A 16,816-nucleotide genomic window follows, 5' to 3' on the forward strand; every position below is an offset into this window, starting at 1 on the left:
TAACCTACTGATAACCTGTCAGTAACATCCAGGTAACATGAAATAATAATATTTGTAACATGGGAGAAACAACTCATTTTCGAACGATTATCATTTCTGACTTACACCTCGGCGCAGGTGGTTCGAAGGCGGAAGAAGTTACCAATTTCCTGAAAAGCTATTCCTGCAAAAAGCTTATTCTGAATGGTGATATTATTGACGCCTGGCAGTTGAAAAAATATGGTGTCTGGAAACGGAAGCATACCCTGTTTTTCAAAAGAGTCCTGAAGATGATTGAGGAAAACAAGACCAAGGTGGTCTATATACGCGGAAATCATGACGACTTCCTTGATCAGATCATTCCGCTGCGTTTAGGAAAACATTTTCAGATCCGGAAGGACTATATCCTCAATTCCGGTTCCCAGCGCTTTTATGTCACGCATGGTGATGTATTTGATTCCATTACCACCAACATGAAATGGCTGGCTTACCTGGGCGATATCGGCTATACTTTTTTGCTTTGGGTAAACAAGCTTTACAATAAGTACAGGGCCTGGAAGGGTTTGCCGTATTATTCTTTGTCGCAGAAAATCAAACAATCGGTGAAGATGGCGGTCAATTATATGTCGGATTTTGAAGAAAAACTGACAGAACTGGCCCGCTCGCGCGACTGTGACGGGGTGATCTGCGGACATATCCACCATCCTTCGATTCGTGAAATCGATGGGATCATGTACATGAATTCAGGTGACTGGGTGGAAACATTAAGTGCGCTGGTAGAAGACTTTGACGGAAACTGGAACCTGCTCTACTACAATCAGCAGGAATTTGAAGATAAAGCGACAGACCAGAAACAAGCCAAAACCACGGTAATAGACAACTTCCCGACTGTGGACAAACAAGTAGCTTTTACGGGACTTATTCTGGGTCAGGATAAAAGACGGATCATTTAGTAGCGTATCATGAGAATATTGTTTTTGGTACAGGGAGAAGGCAGGGGACACCTCACACAGGCGATTTCCATGGGGCAGATTCTAAGAACTGCCGGTCACGAAGTTGTGGGCGCGATGGTTGGCAGTGCCGTCGGGCGACAAATTCCTTCTTTTTTTACCGATCAGATCCAAGCGCCGGTTCATTATTTTAACGCGCCAAGCATCGTTTACAACGGCGGCGGAATGAACACGAAAAGGACTTTGCTGGGCCTGGTTACGCATCTTCCGACCTACATTAAAAGTTTACACTATATACACAAGACAATCCGGGAAATTCAACCGGATCTTATCATCAGTTTTTACGAAACATACAGCGGGCTTTACAACATTCTTTACCGGACACAAATACCCATGATTTGTGTGGCGCACCAGTATCTGATCCTCCACCCGGATTTCACTTCTCCCAAAAACAGCTGGCTCAGCCGGACACTCATCAACCTCAATTCCAAAGCGGCCTCCTGGAAAGCGAGCCAGAAACTTGCCTTATCCTTCCGGGAAATGGCATCGCTGCCTGATGAAAAACTGATTGTTGTGCCACCGCTGTTAAGGCAGGAAATACAGGATATTTTTCCCGTAAAAAACGATTTCTTCCTGGTGTACATGACGCACCATAGCCTGAGCGCGCAGATAATCGCATGGCACCTTGCTCACCCGGAGGTTCGTTTGCATTGTTTTTGGGACAAAGCCGACGAACCTGACGAGCTTGTTTATGACGACACGCTCTCTTTTCATCGTATCAACAGCCCGAAATACCTCAAAATGCTGGGCACCTGCCGTGCTTTGGTTACAACAGCCGGGTTTGAATCGGTTTGCGAGGCGATGTACCTGGGTAAACCCGTGATGATGGTTCCTGTTCCGAATCATTTTGAGCAGGAATGTAACGCGCTCGACGGCGTGATTTCCGGTGCCGGGGTTACATCCAAAACTTTCGATCTCTCCGTTTTACTGGATTATCTTCCCCATCATGTCGATCAGTCGGCAAAATTCAGAAACTGGTATCACCGCGGAAATGCCATGTTTATCAACAACATCGAAGCTTTTGATAAATCTAACCCCATAAAAAACCGGGTAACCTCGGCTACATTTTCTTAAAAATCATCGTCTCGGTTCCCTGATTTCTATGAATTTTCAGCTGACCTTCAGATTTTGTGTAATGATATTCGGTTCCTGAAACAAGCCAGGCTTTTTCACTCCAGTCAGGCTCACCTACTTTTGTCCCCCCAAAGGCCGATACCCGGATTCTGCAATATTCCAGCAATTCATAACTACCTTCAACGGTGTTTACGAAAGTATTTCCTGCAATCGTACCGGTCTTTTCATTATCCTTAAAGGTAAATATCACATCCTTATCAGCCTCCGCCGGCTTAGTCTCCAAAACGCCGGTCGATACATGCTGATAAGCTTCGAGTTTCCAGGTCCCGGTGAGCGTCGGTGTGTCACTGCACGGAGGTATAACACAACATTCCGTTCTGGCACATTTTGAAGCAGAAAGGCTCAGAACAAACGGAATTATTAAAACAAACAGAATCTTTTTCATGGCTGATTTTGTTAAAAGCTAATGCCCAGTCTTATCGCAATACGATTGTAGACACGGTCTTCGTCCCGCTTAATCTGAGTGTAATACGCTGGTTTTTTTACAAATGCTTCCTGTCTTTTATAGGTTAAGGAAATTGTAACAGACGACGCCCCAGGCTTTCCTGCGCGCAATCCGATTCCCGGATTAATCATCAGCCCTCCCTTGGTATCAAATCCATCCGAATCCTGATGAAGCCAGGTAAAACCGTATCCGGCGTCGGCCAGTGCAAAAAAACGTGCGGTTCCCCGTGAAGGCAAATCATAGCGGATACCGGCTGCGATCGGTGTTATCAGCGCCGTTTTATACCAGTCGGCACCCACCGTAACCCCGACACCCAAACGGGGGCTCATCTGAATCCCGTTAAATGTCTGCGCCGTTATTGACACCTTACTCTCAACCCTATCATCTGGCCCGCCCTGTGCATATTTAACCCGGCCAACCAAAGCACCTAATTCGGTATGATTGATATATTTCTTCTTAAATGGCGTCTCCTGAGCCATTACAAAGCTCAAAGACAGCATTATCAACAGCAACGTCAAAAATATCTTCATGATCTTAACATTAAAAGCTGGACAGGTAAATTCAAAAGTTGGCAACAAGCTGATCCGACAACGGATGCTCATGGAACTGCCTTTTTCACAGGAATCTTACTCAGCAAACGAAGGTTTTTGGGGTCGCTGGCATCATACTGATAAAAACCATCTTTGCCGATCAGCATCAGATTGCTACCAAGTGAGATCACGTCATAGGCATCCATATCCTTATAAAAAGACAACAAATGCTGGTCAATCGTCATTTTATCTTTTACATCAAAAACCTTTAAACCCTTATCGCCTTCACACAGAAACAAGGTCGGGAAGTTGATGCTGAGTCCGTGCGGATTTTCCATCTGATAGGTTTTAATCAGTTTAGGAGCGGTTGCGTCGCTGACATCCACCAGATCCATTTGATTGGCTGTCCCCGGACAAGCTGATCCTGTACGCAGTGTCACGTAAGCAATGTCGTTATGCACCACCACCGGATCGCAGGCGCGGCCATGTTGAAACGCCGAAAGTTGTTTGGGCTCAGCCGGATTGGCGTTATCAAAAATGAGCATGCCCGTAGTTGTTCCCAGGAAAAGTTTGTTTTGATAAGGGAAAATCGTCTCGATATTGAAATTGGTAGTCACCGTTTTGAAATCACCTGGCTGGGCAGGATTTGAGATATTAAACAGGTGCATATTATTTTGTTCAACCGTGTATAAGTACTTGTCATACAAAGCAAAACGAGCCATGGAACCCGCCTGGCCATTGGTCTGGGCAGAAGAAGATGCAGAGCCCGAAGAGCTAAAAGACGCCTTAGATGACAACATGTCGTTCCAAAACCAGCCCCCATTCCCAGCCCAGTTCTCCTCACAATTTGTCGTGACCGTCTCGGTTACATAGTCAACGGTATAATCCTGAATAGAAATGACCGGCCCTCCGGTATTGTTTAACAATGCCCAGCCAACGCCGTCAAACTGGCCAGACCTGAAAACATTTTCAACCCGGCTGACTTCCTTGGCATTTTCAGGATCACTGATATCAAGGGCAACCAGGTCGGAAAAACTGTCCGCATACAGGATGTTGTTGCGGACCGCAATATCTCCGTTTCCGGGAATCACAATAAACGAGACAAATCTGGGGTTTGCCGGATCGCTGTTGTCCACAACATGAATCCCTTCCTTTATTTCATTGATAAATAGATAATTACCCTTGGTATAAATTTTCCCCGGACGAACGAGTTCATGTTTTGTTTCTGACTTAACACTATTGCGAAGATCCGTGAGTGAACGGGTCAGAGGCGTTAGCCGGCGTGTAATGCGCGTCTCTTTGCATTGATCATTGCACGAAAATAATCCAATCGAAAAGACCAAAACGATAAAAGGAAGTAGTTGTGTTTTCATGACCAGGGGGTTTGTTAGGCATGCTTCTTTATATTATTTCTCTGTTTAATACCAGACACACAGATAAGCATAAAGGTTGTAACTCTCTCAAACAAAATCAGCTGACCCTTAGGAAACTATCAGCGCGTCGCTTTTTTGATTGGAATTTTACTGATTTCGCGCAGCGCAGCCGGATTCGTCGTATCAAACTGATAAAAACAATCCTTGCCGGTAACCAATATCGTTTTACCAAGGGAAACAACACCATAAGCAACGATGTCCTTTTTAACCGATAACAGATGTTTGTCAATCTCCATCGGATCACGTACATCAAAAACTTTGAGCCCACTTTCTCCCTCGCACAGGTATAAAGTGGGGAAATCAACAAGCGTAGCGCGCGGATTTTCCATGCGGTAGGACTTAACCCGTTTAGGAACTTTGCTATCGCTGATATCGATCACATCAAGCTTATTTGCAATGCTTCCGCAGAATGAGCTGGTCCTCGTGGTAACATAGGCGATGTCGTCCTGAATGGTAACCTGATCACAGGGAGCACCCTGAGGGAAGTTGGATATCTTTTTCGGCATTGCCGGATCTGTATTATCATAAAGGACCGTTCCGCTCTGCGAACCTAAAAAAAGTTTATTCCGGTAAGCAACAATGGAAAAAAGAGTGGACTCGGTGTTGATTCTATTCTTGGAAACGGGTTTTGCCGGGATCCCTAAATCAAACACCCCAAAACTTCCCCAGTTAACAATGCTATACAGGAATTTATCCTCAAACGCAAAACGGGTGACTGATTTCATACCCTCAGACACAGTTGACGTATAAACCATGTCCCTTACCGGAACCGGCGTGTTGTCCTCACAGTCAACCTCAAATGTTTCCGTTTCATACTTCTCGTTATATTCTCCGATAAACAGTCCCTCTTGACCTGCTGACCATTGCACGCTGTTGAACGACCCGGAATAAAACACGTCATGAACACGCCCTACCTCCATCGCATGAGCCGGATCCCTGATATCTATGGCTACAATGTCCGTATAGCTGTCGGCATACAGAATATTGTCACGGACAACAATATCTCCATTGCCCGGAATTTTTATAAAAGAGATAAATCTGGGGTTTGCCGGATCACTGTTATCGATGACATGCACCCCTTGTTTTATTTCATTGATAAAAAGATAATTACCCTGAACAAAAACTTTACCCGGATCCTGAATTTCCCTGGCCGGTGCAACATCCACACCGCCCCTTATCTCAGAAAATGGATGGTAGATCGGGATCTGACGCAGAACAAGCCTTGTTTCTTTACACTTATCCCTGCATGACGATAAGCTGCCGAACAACACTAAAATGGTCAAAAAAAGCAAAAGTTTTTTCATAATGTCGAGGGTTAAGGTTAATATTTAAGTCAAACTTTTTCTCTCTTAAGTGATAGAACCAATTTAAACACAAAAGGTTGTAACCGTCCAAAAACAAAATCGTCCGAGAGCAAAGCCTACGGACGATAACGCACCCCGAAAACGTCGATTGACACCAACGTTTATTTTCTTTAATGTCTTTATTTCATGGCTAACAGATGGCTTTCGGCTTTATCGCGATTACTTACTTTCCGGATTCATTATTCTTCCCATAAAGAGAATGGTATTGGATGTTTTTTCACTGATGATCAAGCCAAACGGGCGGTCGAAAATAACGTCTCTGGGTTCTGGTCCTGCGGAGGTAGCAATCATTCCAATCGATGTTACAGCAGCAGCTTCCGTGCCTTTTTCGTCAATTCCCAGATAGGTATCTTGTTTCACAAAATCTACCTTCACAGCTGTCGCTTTGCTGATTTTACCGAATTGGGCGGAATTCACAAAAGCTTTGTTCATTCCCATCTTTTCCAGGATACCGTTTAATTTCTTCGAGTATTCCAGCGTAAACCGGGGCAAACCGAGGTTAATGCCTGTCCGAGCCGTATCAGACTTGATCTTACTCCACTGCGAAGCGGTCATTGCATCCATAACCTCCGTAATGGTAATCCCGTTTTGCGGGAGTATCAGGGTCATTTCAAACTGTTTATTGCCGTAAGGCAATTTAACCGCCGTAAATTTTTCGGAACCTGATAGTGCAAAATCTGATTTGGCAAACATCATTTTTACATTCCTATCGGTTCCTGTCTGGAGATGAAATGGTTTATCGAGTGTATTTTTTGAATCGAATTTTGTCGTCCAGTCTCCTTTGAAATACAACGCATTCAGCAAAAACATGACGGCATCAGCGTCGATCTTATCCAGCACCTGCTTGATCTTGCCATTGGTTTTGTCACTTGCCCATTGGTTGATCTTCGCCACGGCTGCACTATTAAATTCAAGGCCCGTTACCTCGGCATTGAAGGATTGTTTCAGGACGTTTGTAAAATCGGTTTCAACCTGGAAAGTATTTTTATACCAAACCGAATTGGCCAGGCCCAGGCTCACTTTGGAATCGGCCACCGGCATATCATTTAAAAGCGTCTGATAGGCTTTGTTGAGATCTGCCAGGGAAACACCTTCCATTTTGAGCGCCTTCAAAATTTCGGCGGCTGTTTCATTTTCGGCGCCGTTCAACAGCATGCCAAGTGCCATGTGAAGGCTTAGCGGAGAGACAAATAAATTTTCAACAGGACTTTCCGCCTCCTGTAAATTTTTAAAAAAATCGAAAGCAAAATCATTTGTACCGGCTGCAATCCGCTCCGGAATGACCACCGGACGAATGGCATCAGGCTTTGAATCCACAGCATCATCGTTACAGCCGAAAACAATTCCGGCTATAACAACAACAGCTAATTTGCTGATTTTAAATATTTTATTCATGGCTAATAAATAAAATGTGTGCATGATATTCAATATCACAAGCCAGCTTGTAACTGTCTCTTATAGTAAGAGTGATTTAGCTGCGAAATGGTTGTAAGCAATTCAGATTTTTTTTAAAAAGAATATCGTACCCCCCATGAAATTCCGTACAGATACGGATGCGCTTCCAGGGTTTCGTTATTCTTAAATCCTGATGTCAGTGACTGCTGGTATGAACCCGTAAGCATGGCCCTCCATTGCGAAGACAACCGGTAATTAAAACGAAGGCCTGTTGTGGCTGCCCAATTGAGGCTGCGGTACACATCATCACTTGCTTTCGTTGTGATCACATTGCCTGAGGCCGACTCAATTTCATTGCTCATGAAAAAATTCGCCATCATGCCACCCAGCAGGGAATAGCTTAATTTCTTATCCGGATTCAGCGTAAAACCAGCCTGCAGCGGTACCTGAAGATAACGGTAATCGTTCCGGACTTCCTTGTTTAAATCTACGTACAGCGCATTCGACAAAGGAGGGCCACCAACCATTCCCTGATATCCCTGGTTGGCAGCATTCTTATCAACAAGCGCGCTTTCCAAAACATTTTGAGAGCGGTTGGTCGCAGCATCAATCAGATAACCACCTCCCTCATAGCTGGAATTCCCCTGTAAATAACTCACGCCCGTTTCCACAGACCAGTGTTTGGAAATGCGCTTTCCGCCCTGCGTCTGCAACGCATAGGAAGTGCCCGCGTGACTTTCCCCAACCTTGGATCGGCTCGACGCATTGGCAAAAGCAAAAGCCGACGGAGCCGAGGTAACTTTTACATTGGGATTAAAACTGGCGGGCATCACACCCACACCCGCATAATACTCTCTGTTCTTTTTCGGTGCTTTTTCAGCTATGTTTTGCAGCGCATCCGGTTTGAAAAACACATACCGTTTCTGCACGTACACATCCAGATCCTTATAGCCGATCGGTGTAAGTGCTTCCGCTAAAATCTGACTGGCAGCATCCATGGGCGATACACGCACGTCCGGTGCCGCATTGTTACTTTTAGAAAGCACGGCAATTTCTTCGTTTTTGTTGTTGCCTACTGAAGGTAAAATCTTGTTCTCTGCTGCAACATCGGCGGCGGCGATATTATTTTCTGCCGGCAAAACTTTCGGATTATCCGTTTCCGCAGATATCCCCGATTCTTTGCTGTGTCGCACTGAGGCAAGCTGTTCAGGTTTTGCTTCCGGTAACTTTCCGGTCGGTGTAATTTTATTATGATTAGGCTCAACCTTTGCAATCACCGTTTCAGATGCGTTGTCCGGTATTTTTATAACATTCTCCTTATCCTGAATATTCTTTTCTGTTGGCTGTATCTCTGTTTTTTTGCTATCCGATTGCTGACCTTCTATTTGTGTTTTGTTTGCTGCGATTGGCTGATTTACATCTGTTACATCACCAGAACCATTCCACAACGCCACACCCACCGCTAACAAGGCGGCCACCGATGCAGCTGCATACCAAAGCCGTGGTGTCTGCCACCACAGCGGCACCACTTTTCTCTCCTCTTCGTCAAGGCGAGCCTCTATGCCTTCCCAGGCAGACAGAGGAGGTGTTTCAGAGGCTTCCTGAAACGCCTTTTTCCATTGCTCTTCAAAGCTATTTGTTTCGGACGGATCCATCATCGAATCTTGTTTCTTTGTTCAATTTTTCCTGAAGAAGCATCCTGGCACGCGAATACTGCGACTTGGAGGTTCCTTCAGATATACCTAATTTCTGGGCTATTTCATTATGCTGGTATCCTTCAATGGCGTATAGATTAAAAATGGTCTGACAACCGATAGGGAGTTCTTTTATAAATCCCAGCAGCTGCTGCCATTGAAAATCCGCCAAAATCAATTCCTTTCCTGCAAGTCCGTTCTCATAACCGTCGATATCATCAAGCTGTTTCAGATATTTCTGCTGCCTTAAATGATTCAGGGCCGTATTGACCACGATGGAACGCAGCCAGTATTCAAGCGGACTGTCATTTCGGAACGTACTTATGTTTTCATAAATTTTTATAAAGGCATCTTGTAAAACATCTTCCGCATCCGTGCGATTTTTGGTGTAGCGCAGGCATATAGCAAACAACTTCCCCCCAAAAACATCATATAGCTGTTTCTGGGCGACACGGTTGCGCTGTTGACAGCCAATCACCAATTCATGTTCGTTAAAGGTCATCCGAAGCTTAAGGGGTGCTACTTTCGGTTTACTATTATTTTTTTTCTTTTACCGCAAGCAATAAAAGCCTGTTTCCTGCATTAAATCTTCACCATCCGTTCGTCTGCGACCAGCCCAATTTTCACTTCATAATGTATTGACACGATTATCCGCGAATAGGTTGTAACAGCGCTTTAAAAAATGAAAACTTTTTTTACCTTACCTAAGTTCAGCTATGGTGCCCATTATCACAAAATAGTATCCTAAATCGTACAGGATGACGCAGCAGGAACTATTACCTGGCACATATCCTTTTATAGTAGTTAAAATAAACCGAACTTATTTGTAACCTAATCTCTTTCGCTCATGAGTCAATATATGGTTGAAATCCAACTTCCGGCTGTTATGACGGAGGAATACACCGAAAAAATACCGGCGCAGAGAAAAAAAATAAATGAAATGATGGAGCAGGGGCGTTTAATGTCCTATGCCCTTTCAGAAGATCGTTTAAAACTCTGGTGCGTGGTAAGAGCGGAAAGTGAGTTTGAAGTGATGTCGCTTGTTTCAGAATTTCCGCTGATCGATTTCATGGACCCGACAATTTGTAAACTGATGTTTAACAACGTCGTTGCACTCCGATTGCCCATGTTTTCATTGAATTAACAAATAATTATTTTTCAGGAACCTCATTGTCGACACGATGAGGTTCTTTACTTTTAAGACGTTCTGAATTTTTACAAGCTTTTTATTGATCTGATGCTTTTGAAAAATAATCATTTGCCAATTTCGGCCTGGCTGAAACGTACCCTTTTTGTTTTTGCCGCTTTACTGACTATGGCCTGTTCAGGCAATGGAAGTCATGTGCAGGAAAATGCACCGAAACAGGGACAAACCGAAAGTGCCCCGCTTAGGAAAAATCTGAAACTGCCGGAAAAATCAGCCCATTCGCTCTCAAAAAATAATGGAAACCGGGACGTACCGCAAAAAGTTTACAAGGTTCTGGCATACATCCGGGCCAATGACCGCGCGCCGGAAGGGTATCAGGGAGGCAGGAAATTTGGCAATTATGAGAAACACCTGCCGCTAAAAGACGAACGGGGAAGCGCCATGAAATACCGGGAATGGGACGTTAATCCCAAAAAGAATGGCAAAAACCGGGGTGCCGAGCGCTTGATCACCAGCGACAAACACGCCTGGTACACGCGTGACCACTATAATTCTTTTACCGAAGTAGAATAAGTTTTTTCGATTGCAGCTTTTTATCTTTGTTCATCATTTACTTTTACATCTGATTTATTCAGTTTTCCAATCATGAAAAACACACATTTTCTTATTGCAAAAAAAGGAACAGATCTTCGAAAATCTTTTCTGGGAGCGTTTATCGGGATCATTGACGGGCAAAAAGCCACGTCGATGAAGGATTTTCATGAGCAAATTGGTGCCGCACTAAACTTCCCTGACTATTCCGGTAAAAACCTTGATGCACTGGATGAAATGCTGAACGATCTGGAATGGATCGAAGAAGAAAAGGTCATTATCTACATCACCAATTCCGGCGACTGGCTTTCAAAAGAAAAAACAGACGATAAAATTCTTTCCATTCTTGATATTTTTGACGCAACCGCGGAGGACTGGAAATGGATGGACGAGGAGGAAGATATCGCGAAAAAGGAACTCAGGATTATTTTTGAAGATACCCCAAGAATCCGGAGGATATTGGAAGAGCAGGAAATTCCGTTTGGCGATTGCTGATCAGATGTCGGCGCCCGAAAGTTTTTTCAAATCTCGTTTCCACTGCACATAACCCATCACAGCTAACCCCAGAAACACAGCATACAAAATCGCTGTGAGGTATAGGTCTTTATAAAAATACATCACCGTATAACAGACGTCCGCTACAATCCACACGATCCAGTTTTCCAGGTATTTACGCACCATCATCCATTGACCGATCAGGCTGGCGATCGTCAATGCCGAGTCCGCGTAAGTGAGGCTGGCATTGGTAAAATGGCCTAAAAGAAAACCCCAGCAAAGGGTTGCGCCGATAAAAATCAGTGCAAAAATGCCGTATAATTTTGTTGGCGTGCGGCTTACCGTGATCCCATCATGGGTTTTGCCTCCATACAACCACATCCACCAGCCGTAAATACTGGTAAAAAAGTAATACCCCTGAAGGCTCATATCGGCATATAACCTTACCTGCCAGAAAACGATGAAATAAAGGACTGCATTAATAATCCCAAAAAACCATCCCAGTACATTTTGCCGCGTGTTGAGATAAACACAAATAGCCCCCGTCAGAAAACCCAGTACTTCAAGAACCGTTGTGGCTATGCCCGCAAAAGTTATGGATTGATTAAGCCAGTCGATCATTTTATCAAATTAACATATTCATTACAAATGCTATCTATTTACCTGTATTTTTGTAAAATAATTACCGGTATCAACAAAAGTAGAAAAACTGTTGTTACCTATTAAGCCGACCGGGAAATTTCCCGAGACGGCTTTTTGCGTTTGATTAAGTGCATAAAATTGGAGTCTTTCCTTAAAATAATTACGAGATACTTTTGGAAGTTAAAGATTTATTGACGCTATACGGGGCTGACAGTTATCTGGATCTGTTCATCTCTCAAATTGCCTCTAAAAAAGCCGACGCTGCGCACATTCAGATCAAAGGACTGGTGGGGAGTCTGGATGCGGTGGTGGCTGCGGCTGTCCAGCAAAAGAAGAAAAGTCCGGCTTTATACATTTTGAGCGATCGGGAAGAGGCTGCCTATTTCCAGAATGACCTGCAGAATCTGCTGGGCAAGACGGAGGTATTGTATTATCCAACGTCTTACAAACGCCCGTATCACTACGAAGAGGTGGATAATGCCAACGTTTTGATGCGCGGGGAAATCCTGAACAAACTGAATGTAGCCAAACCCGGTCCGTTTCAGATTGTAACGTACCCCGAAGCGCTTTTTGAGAAAGTAATCAACAAACGCTCGCTGATTGCCAACACATTTTCTGTGAAGGTAGGCGAGAAGCTGGATCCGGCATTTCTGACAGAATTCCTGAACAGTTATGATTTTGAAATCACCGATTTTGTTTTTGAAGCAGGGCAGTTTTCCGTCCGAGGAGGTATTCTGGACGTATTCTCCTATGCAAGCGAACACCCTTTCCGTATCGAACTTTTTGGTGATGAGGTAGAAAGTATTCGGTCTTTTGATCCCGATACACAGCTTTCTATTGAAACCGCCAAACAAATCAATATTGTGCCGGACATCCAGCAAAAACTGGTCCACGAAACAAGAGAGTCGTTTTTAGATTTTCTTGACGAGGAAACAGTGATGTGGTTTAAGGATGCAGAACTTACCCTTGAAACCATTGAAAAATGTTTCGAGAAGGCCGAAAAAGCGTTGGAAGAAGTTACCGGTGGCGGCGTACAGATCGTTTCGAATCCGCAGGATCTGTTTGAAACCCGCCGTGGTTTTTTAAATCAGGTTAAAAAATTCAAAACCGTTGAGTTCGGACGCAGGTTTTATTTTAAAACCGAGATTAAACTCCCCTATGCTTCCAAACCTCAACCTTCCTTTAATAAGGATTTTAAAAGATTACTGGACGATCTTTCAGAAAATCAGTCCAAAGGTTTTGTCAACGTTATCGTTGCGGAACAGCCCAAACAGCTTGACCGTCTGGAAAGGATTTTTGAGGACCTGGATCCGTTTGTCAAATTCCAGCCACTGCCCAGTATTTCCTTGCGCGAGGGTTTTGTCGATGAAAACCTGAAAGTCGCATGTTATACCGATCACCAGATTTTTGCCCGTTTTCATAAATACCGGTTAAAGGAAAAGTTCAGCAAATCCAAAGCGATCACGCTGAAAGAACTGAAATCGCTTCATCCAGGAGACTTTGTCACGCACGTCGATTATGGCATCGGCCGATTCGCCGGTATGGAACGCAAAGACGTTAACGGCCAGCAACAGGAAGCGATACGCCTGATTTACCGCGACAATGATTTACTTTATGTAAGTGTCCACAACCTGCATAAAATTGCCAAATACACCGGTAAGGAAGGCGCACCGCCTGCCATGAGCAAGCTTGGGTCTGGTGAATGGGAAGCAAAAAAATCGAGAGTTAAAAAACAGCTTAAAGATATTGCCCATGAGTTGATCGCCCTGTATGCGAAACGCCGCCAGGCACCCGGATTCCAGTTTTCTCCTGATAACTATATGCAGGCCGAGCTTGAATCTTCCTTTATCTATGAAGACACGCCCGACCAGGCTACTGCCACGGCCAATGTCAAGGAAGACATGGAAAAAGGCCATCCGATGGACCGGCTGGTTTGTGGTGATGTGGGTTTTGGAAAAACAGAAATAGCCATCCGGGCCGCTTTTAAGGCGGTTTGTGACAGTAAACAAGTTGCGGTGCTCGTGCCTACGACCATTCTGGCGATGCAGCATTTCAAAACTTTCAGCGAACGTCTTGGAGATTTCCCAGCGAAAGTGGGTTATATCAACCGCTTTAAATCACCAAAACAGATTAAAGATACGCTGAAACTAGCCGAAGAGGGGAAAATAGATATTCTGATCGGCACCCACCGCATCTTGAATAAAGATGTAAAATTCAAAGATCTGGGTCTGTTGATCGTCGATGAAGAACAAAAATTCGGTGTAAAAGCAAAGGACCGGTTGAAAGAAATGCGTGTCAATGTGGATGTTTTGACGTTAACCGCAACACCCATCCCAAGAACGCTGCATTTCTCGCTGATGGGTGCCCGTGACCTTTCGGTTATTGCTACGCCGCCGCCAAACCGCCAGCCCGTAACGACGGAAATTCATTCTTTCAGTGAAGAATTTATACGCGATGCAATCAGTTTTGAAGTGCAGCGCGGTGGTCAGGTGTTTTTTGTCCATAACCGGGTCAATGACATTGAGTCGATCGCCAACATCATTATGCGTCTGGTGCCGGAAGTCCGGATTGGTGTGGCACACGGACAAATGGATGGCGATAAACTTGAAAAAGTGATGGTCGACTTTATTGAGGGCGAATACGATATCCTGGTCTCGACCAATATTATTGAGTCCGGCATTGATATTGCCAATGCCAATACGATCATTATCAACTCGGCACACATGTTCGGTTTATCCGATCTGCACCAGATGCGCGGCCGGGTAGGGCGTTCCAACCGAAAAGCCTTCTGTTACCTGCTGACGCCAAACGCGTCCACCCTGGCGAGTGATTCAAGAAAACGTCTTCAGACGCTTGAAGAATTTTCCGAGCTTGGGGACGGTTTCAAAGTGGCGATGCGGGATCTTGACATTCGCGGCGCCGGAAACTTGTTAGGCGCCGAGCAAAGCGGTTTTGTGAACGATCTTGGTTATGAATTGTATCACAAAATGCTGGATGAAGCGGTTTCTGAACTAAAAAATAATGAATTTAAAGACCTGTTTTCATCGGCACTTGGCCTTCCCAAGAAGTTATTGCCGGATTGTCAGATCGAGACCGATTTTGCTACTTTAATTCCGGAAACTTATGTAAAAAATATTTCGGAAAGACTTTCGTTATATACGCGCCTCGACGATATGAAGACGGATGAGGAGCTGATCGGCTTTGAAAAAGAAGTGATGGATCGTTTCGGACCGTTGCCGAAAGAAGTCGAAGATTTGCTGAAAACGGTTCGTCTGCGCTGGGAAGCGGAAGGTCTGTATTTCGAAAAATTAACACTGAAAAGCAATACATTGAAAGGATACTTCGTTACTTCGCAGAACGATGAATTTTTTCAGTCGCCGAGATTCGGAAAAGTGATTGATTATATAAAAATGCATCCAAGACAGATCGCATTGAAAGATCAAAAAGGGAAGTTAATCCTGATATGTCAGGATGTACACAGTATCGACCAGGCGCAAAAGATTTTGACAGAAATGTGCCAATGAAAGATTTGTAGCAAATAAGTTGGATTGATTTCATACATTTGCAGTTTCGCATACTATTAAATACCAAACACTCTAAGTCACTTTAAAGCAATGATTTGCATGCATAAGATGGGTATCCGGTCGATCGCGTTGATACTGATTGTGTTATTAGCGGCCACTTCCTGTAGTAAGAAAAAAAGACCAACGAGTTTAAAGCCTGGAAAAACCAGTTCAAAAACAGGCTTGGCGTATAATGGCAAGGATGGATATAAGGTAAAACAATACAAAGCTTTACCGGCTGGTCCTGACTTGGTTTATATCGAAGGCGGACGTTTTACGATGGGTTCTCTGGAAGAAGATGTCATGAACAGACGTGACAACCCGAAACGTACGGTGAGTATCCAGTCGTTCTATATGGACCAGACGGAAGTTGCCAACGTTCACTATCTTGAATATCTTAATGCCGTTCAGAAAGATTCATCAGAAGAATTTTACAGCAAAGCCTTACCTGACACAGCCGTTTGGTTCAACGAATTGTCTTTCAATGACTCTTACGTAACCATGTACCTGCGTCACCCGGGCTTCCGTTTGTATCCGGTCGTGGGTGTATCGTGGGTTCAGGCCAACGATTACTGCGCATGGAGAACGGATGCTGTAAGTAAAAGCAATAATGCTGCCGGTGCCAAAGCTGGTCAGCCTAAAAAAGGATTTTCTATCGGTAAGAAGAAAAAAGCAGCCGCTGCCGCCGAAGCAGAAAGTGTTGCATCTTCCGAACCTGCTAAACTTGGAATCGAAAGTGGCTACGTAATGCCTCCTTATCGCCTTCCAACCGAAGCTGAGTTTGAATACGCTGCGATCGCGATGATCGGTACACAGTATGCGGATGAAAACCAGTCAAACCAGCGTATTTATCCATGGGATGGCTCTACCATGCGCCAGCCACGCGGACGTAAGCAAGGAACCATGCTTGCCAACTTCAAACGCGGTCCTGGGGATTATGCAGGTATTGCAGGAAGATCAAACGATGGAGCGATCATCACACAGGAAATTCGTTCATATCCTGCTAATGACAACGGTCTTTACGATATGGCTGGAAACGTTAGCGAATGGGTATATGACGTTTACCGCCCGCTTTCCAACAATGACGTAAACGATTTGAACTCTTTCCGTCGTGACGGATACCAGGATGAGGCCAAAAATTATGACAGTAAAAACGGAAACTCGCTGGTAAACGATAACCTTCGTGTTTACAAAGGCGGTTCATGGTCTGACGTAGCCTACTGGTTGTCTCCCGGAACACGTCGTTACATGGATCAGGATTCTGCAACTGCTATGGTTGGTTTCCGTTGTGCAATGATCGCAACGGGTAGCCGCAAATAAGCCGGACAGTTTTAAAAATATAGTAAAAAGAGCCGTTGCCTTCACTGGTAGCGGCTCTTTTTCATTTACAGCCG

15 protein-coding genes are annotated in these 16,816 nt (G+C 44.5%); 7 read left to right on the top strand and 8 right to left on the bottom strand.

The window, feature by feature from the left end; all coding sequences use genetic code 11:
* The first annotated feature begins 59 nt into the window (after positions 1–59).
* Together RB622_RS18520 and RB622_RS18525 are read left to right on the top strand one after the other, a co-directional pair.
* Positions 60–932: a UDP-2,3-diacylglucosamine diphosphatase gene (locus RB622_RS18520; RefSeq protein ID WP_308048090.1), complete on the top strand. Its 873-nt coding sequence runs from the start codon at positions 60–62 to the stop codon at positions 930–932.
* Between the two features lie 9 nt (positions 933–941).
* Positions 942–2,063, top strand: a complete 1,122-nt coding sequence (locus RB622_RS18525) for a glycosyltransferase family protein (RefSeq protein WP_308048091.1) — start codon at positions 942–944, stop codon at positions 2,061–2,063.
* Here RB622_RS18525 and RB622_RS18530 read toward each other — a convergent pair.
* From RB622_RS18530 to RB622_RS18560, 7 genes are all read right to left on the bottom strand, one after another.
* Entirely contained in the window at positions 2,050–2,508 is a 459-nt protein-coding gene (locus tag RB622_RS18530) for a hypothetical protein (protein ID WP_308048092.1), read from the bottom strand. The two genes, RB622_RS18525 and RB622_RS18530, sit on opposite strands and share 14 nt — an antisense overlap.
* An 11-nt stretch (positions 2,509–2,519) precedes the next feature.
* Positions 2,520–3,098: a hypothetical protein gene (locus RB622_RS18535; protein WP_308048093.1), complete on the bottom strand. Its 579-nt coding sequence runs from the start codon at positions 3,096–3,098 to the stop codon at positions 2,520–2,522.
* A gap of 68 nt (positions 3,099–3,166) precedes the next feature.
* Positions 3,167–4,471 carry a hypothetical protein gene (locus RB622_RS18540; protein ID WP_308048094.1) on the bottom strand — a complete coding sequence of 435 codons (1,305 nt, stop codon included), beginning with the start codon at positions 4,469–4,471 and terminating at the stop codon, positions 3,167–3,169.
* 119 nt (positions 4,472–4,590) lie between these two features.
* The gene (locus RB622_RS18545; protein WP_308048095.1) at positions 4,591–5,835 is read right to left on the bottom strand and encodes a hypothetical protein; all 1,245 of its coding nucleotides are present in this window, start codon (positions 5,833–5,835) and stop codon (positions 4,591–4,593) included.
* A gap of 219 nt (positions 5,836–6,054) precedes the next feature.
* Positions 6,055–7,290: a serpin family protein gene (locus RB622_RS18550; RefSeq protein WP_308048096.1), complete on the bottom strand. Its 1,236-nt coding sequence runs from the start codon at positions 7,288–7,290 to the stop codon at positions 6,055–6,057.
* Positions 7,291–7,403: 113 nt separating this feature from the next.
* Positions 7,404–8,948, bottom strand: coding sequence for a hypothetical protein (locus tag RB622_RS18555; protein ID WP_308048097.1), 1,545 nt, complete (start codon positions 8,946–8,948; stop codon positions 7,404–7,406).
* Positions 8,923–9,486, bottom strand: a complete 564-nt coding sequence (locus tag RB622_RS18560; protein ID WP_308048098.1) for an RNA polymerase sigma factor — start codon at positions 9,484–9,486, stop codon at positions 8,923–8,925. The genes RB622_RS18555 and RB622_RS18560 overlap by 26 nt, the downstream gene beginning before the upstream one ends.
* 345 nt (positions 9,487–9,831) lie before the next feature.
* Here RB622_RS18560 and RB622_RS18565 point away from each other — a divergent pair, with 345 nt between their 5' ends.
* The 3 genes from RB622_RS18565 to RB622_RS18575 all read left to right on the top strand — a co-directional run bounded on the left by RB622_RS18565 (position 9,832) and on the right by RB622_RS18575 (position 11,217).
* Complete coding sequence (locus RB622_RS18565) at positions 9,832–10,128, top strand: muconolactone Delta-isomerase family protein (RefSeq protein WP_254561500.1); 297 nt, start codon at positions 9,832–9,834, stop codon at positions 10,126–10,128.
* A gap of 99 nt (positions 10,129–10,227) precedes the next feature.
* The gene (locus RB622_RS18570; RefSeq protein WP_308048099.1) at positions 10,228–10,704 is read left to right on the top strand and encodes a ribonuclease domain-containing protein; all 477 of its coding nucleotides are present in this window, start codon (positions 10,228–10,230) and stop codon (positions 10,702–10,704) included.
* Positions 10,705–10,776: 72 nt separating this feature from the next.
* The gene (locus tag RB622_RS18575) at positions 10,777–11,217 is read left to right on the top strand and encodes a barstar family protein (RefSeq protein ID WP_308048100.1); all 441 of its coding nucleotides are present in this window, start codon (positions 10,777–10,779) and stop codon (positions 11,215–11,217) included.
* Here RB622_RS18575 and pnuC read toward each other — a convergent pair whose 3' ends face one another.
* Positions 11,218–11,838 (bottom strand): nicotinamide riboside transporter PnuC, encoded by a 621-nt coding sequence (gene pnuC, locus RB622_RS18580; RefSeq protein WP_308048101.1) that lies wholly within the window; start codon positions 11,836–11,838, stop codon positions 11,218–11,220. It lies immediately after the preceding gene.
* A 194-nt stretch (positions 11,839–12,032) separates the two neighbouring features.
* Between pnuC and mfd the strand changes: the two genes are divergently transcribed.
* The gene (gene mfd / locus RB622_RS18585) at positions 12,033–15,383 is read left to right on the top strand and encodes a transcription-repair coupling factor (RefSeq protein ID WP_308048102.1); all 3,351 of its coding nucleotides are present in this window, start codon (positions 12,033–12,035) and stop codon (positions 15,381–15,383) included.
* Between the two features lie 99 nt (positions 15,384–15,482).
* Positions 15,483–16,742 (top strand): gliding motility lipoprotein GldJ, encoded by a 1,260-nt coding sequence (gene gldJ, locus RB622_RS18590; protein WP_308048103.1) that lies wholly within the window; start codon positions 15,483–15,485, stop codon positions 16,740–16,742.
* Positions 16,743–16,816: the final 74 nt, after the last annotated feature.

Origin of the sequence: Dyadobacter sp. LHD-138, assembly GCF_030929615.1 — a bacterium.
Classification (GTDB): Bacteria; Bacteroidota; Bacteroidia; order Cytophagales; family Spirosomataceae; genus Dyadobacter.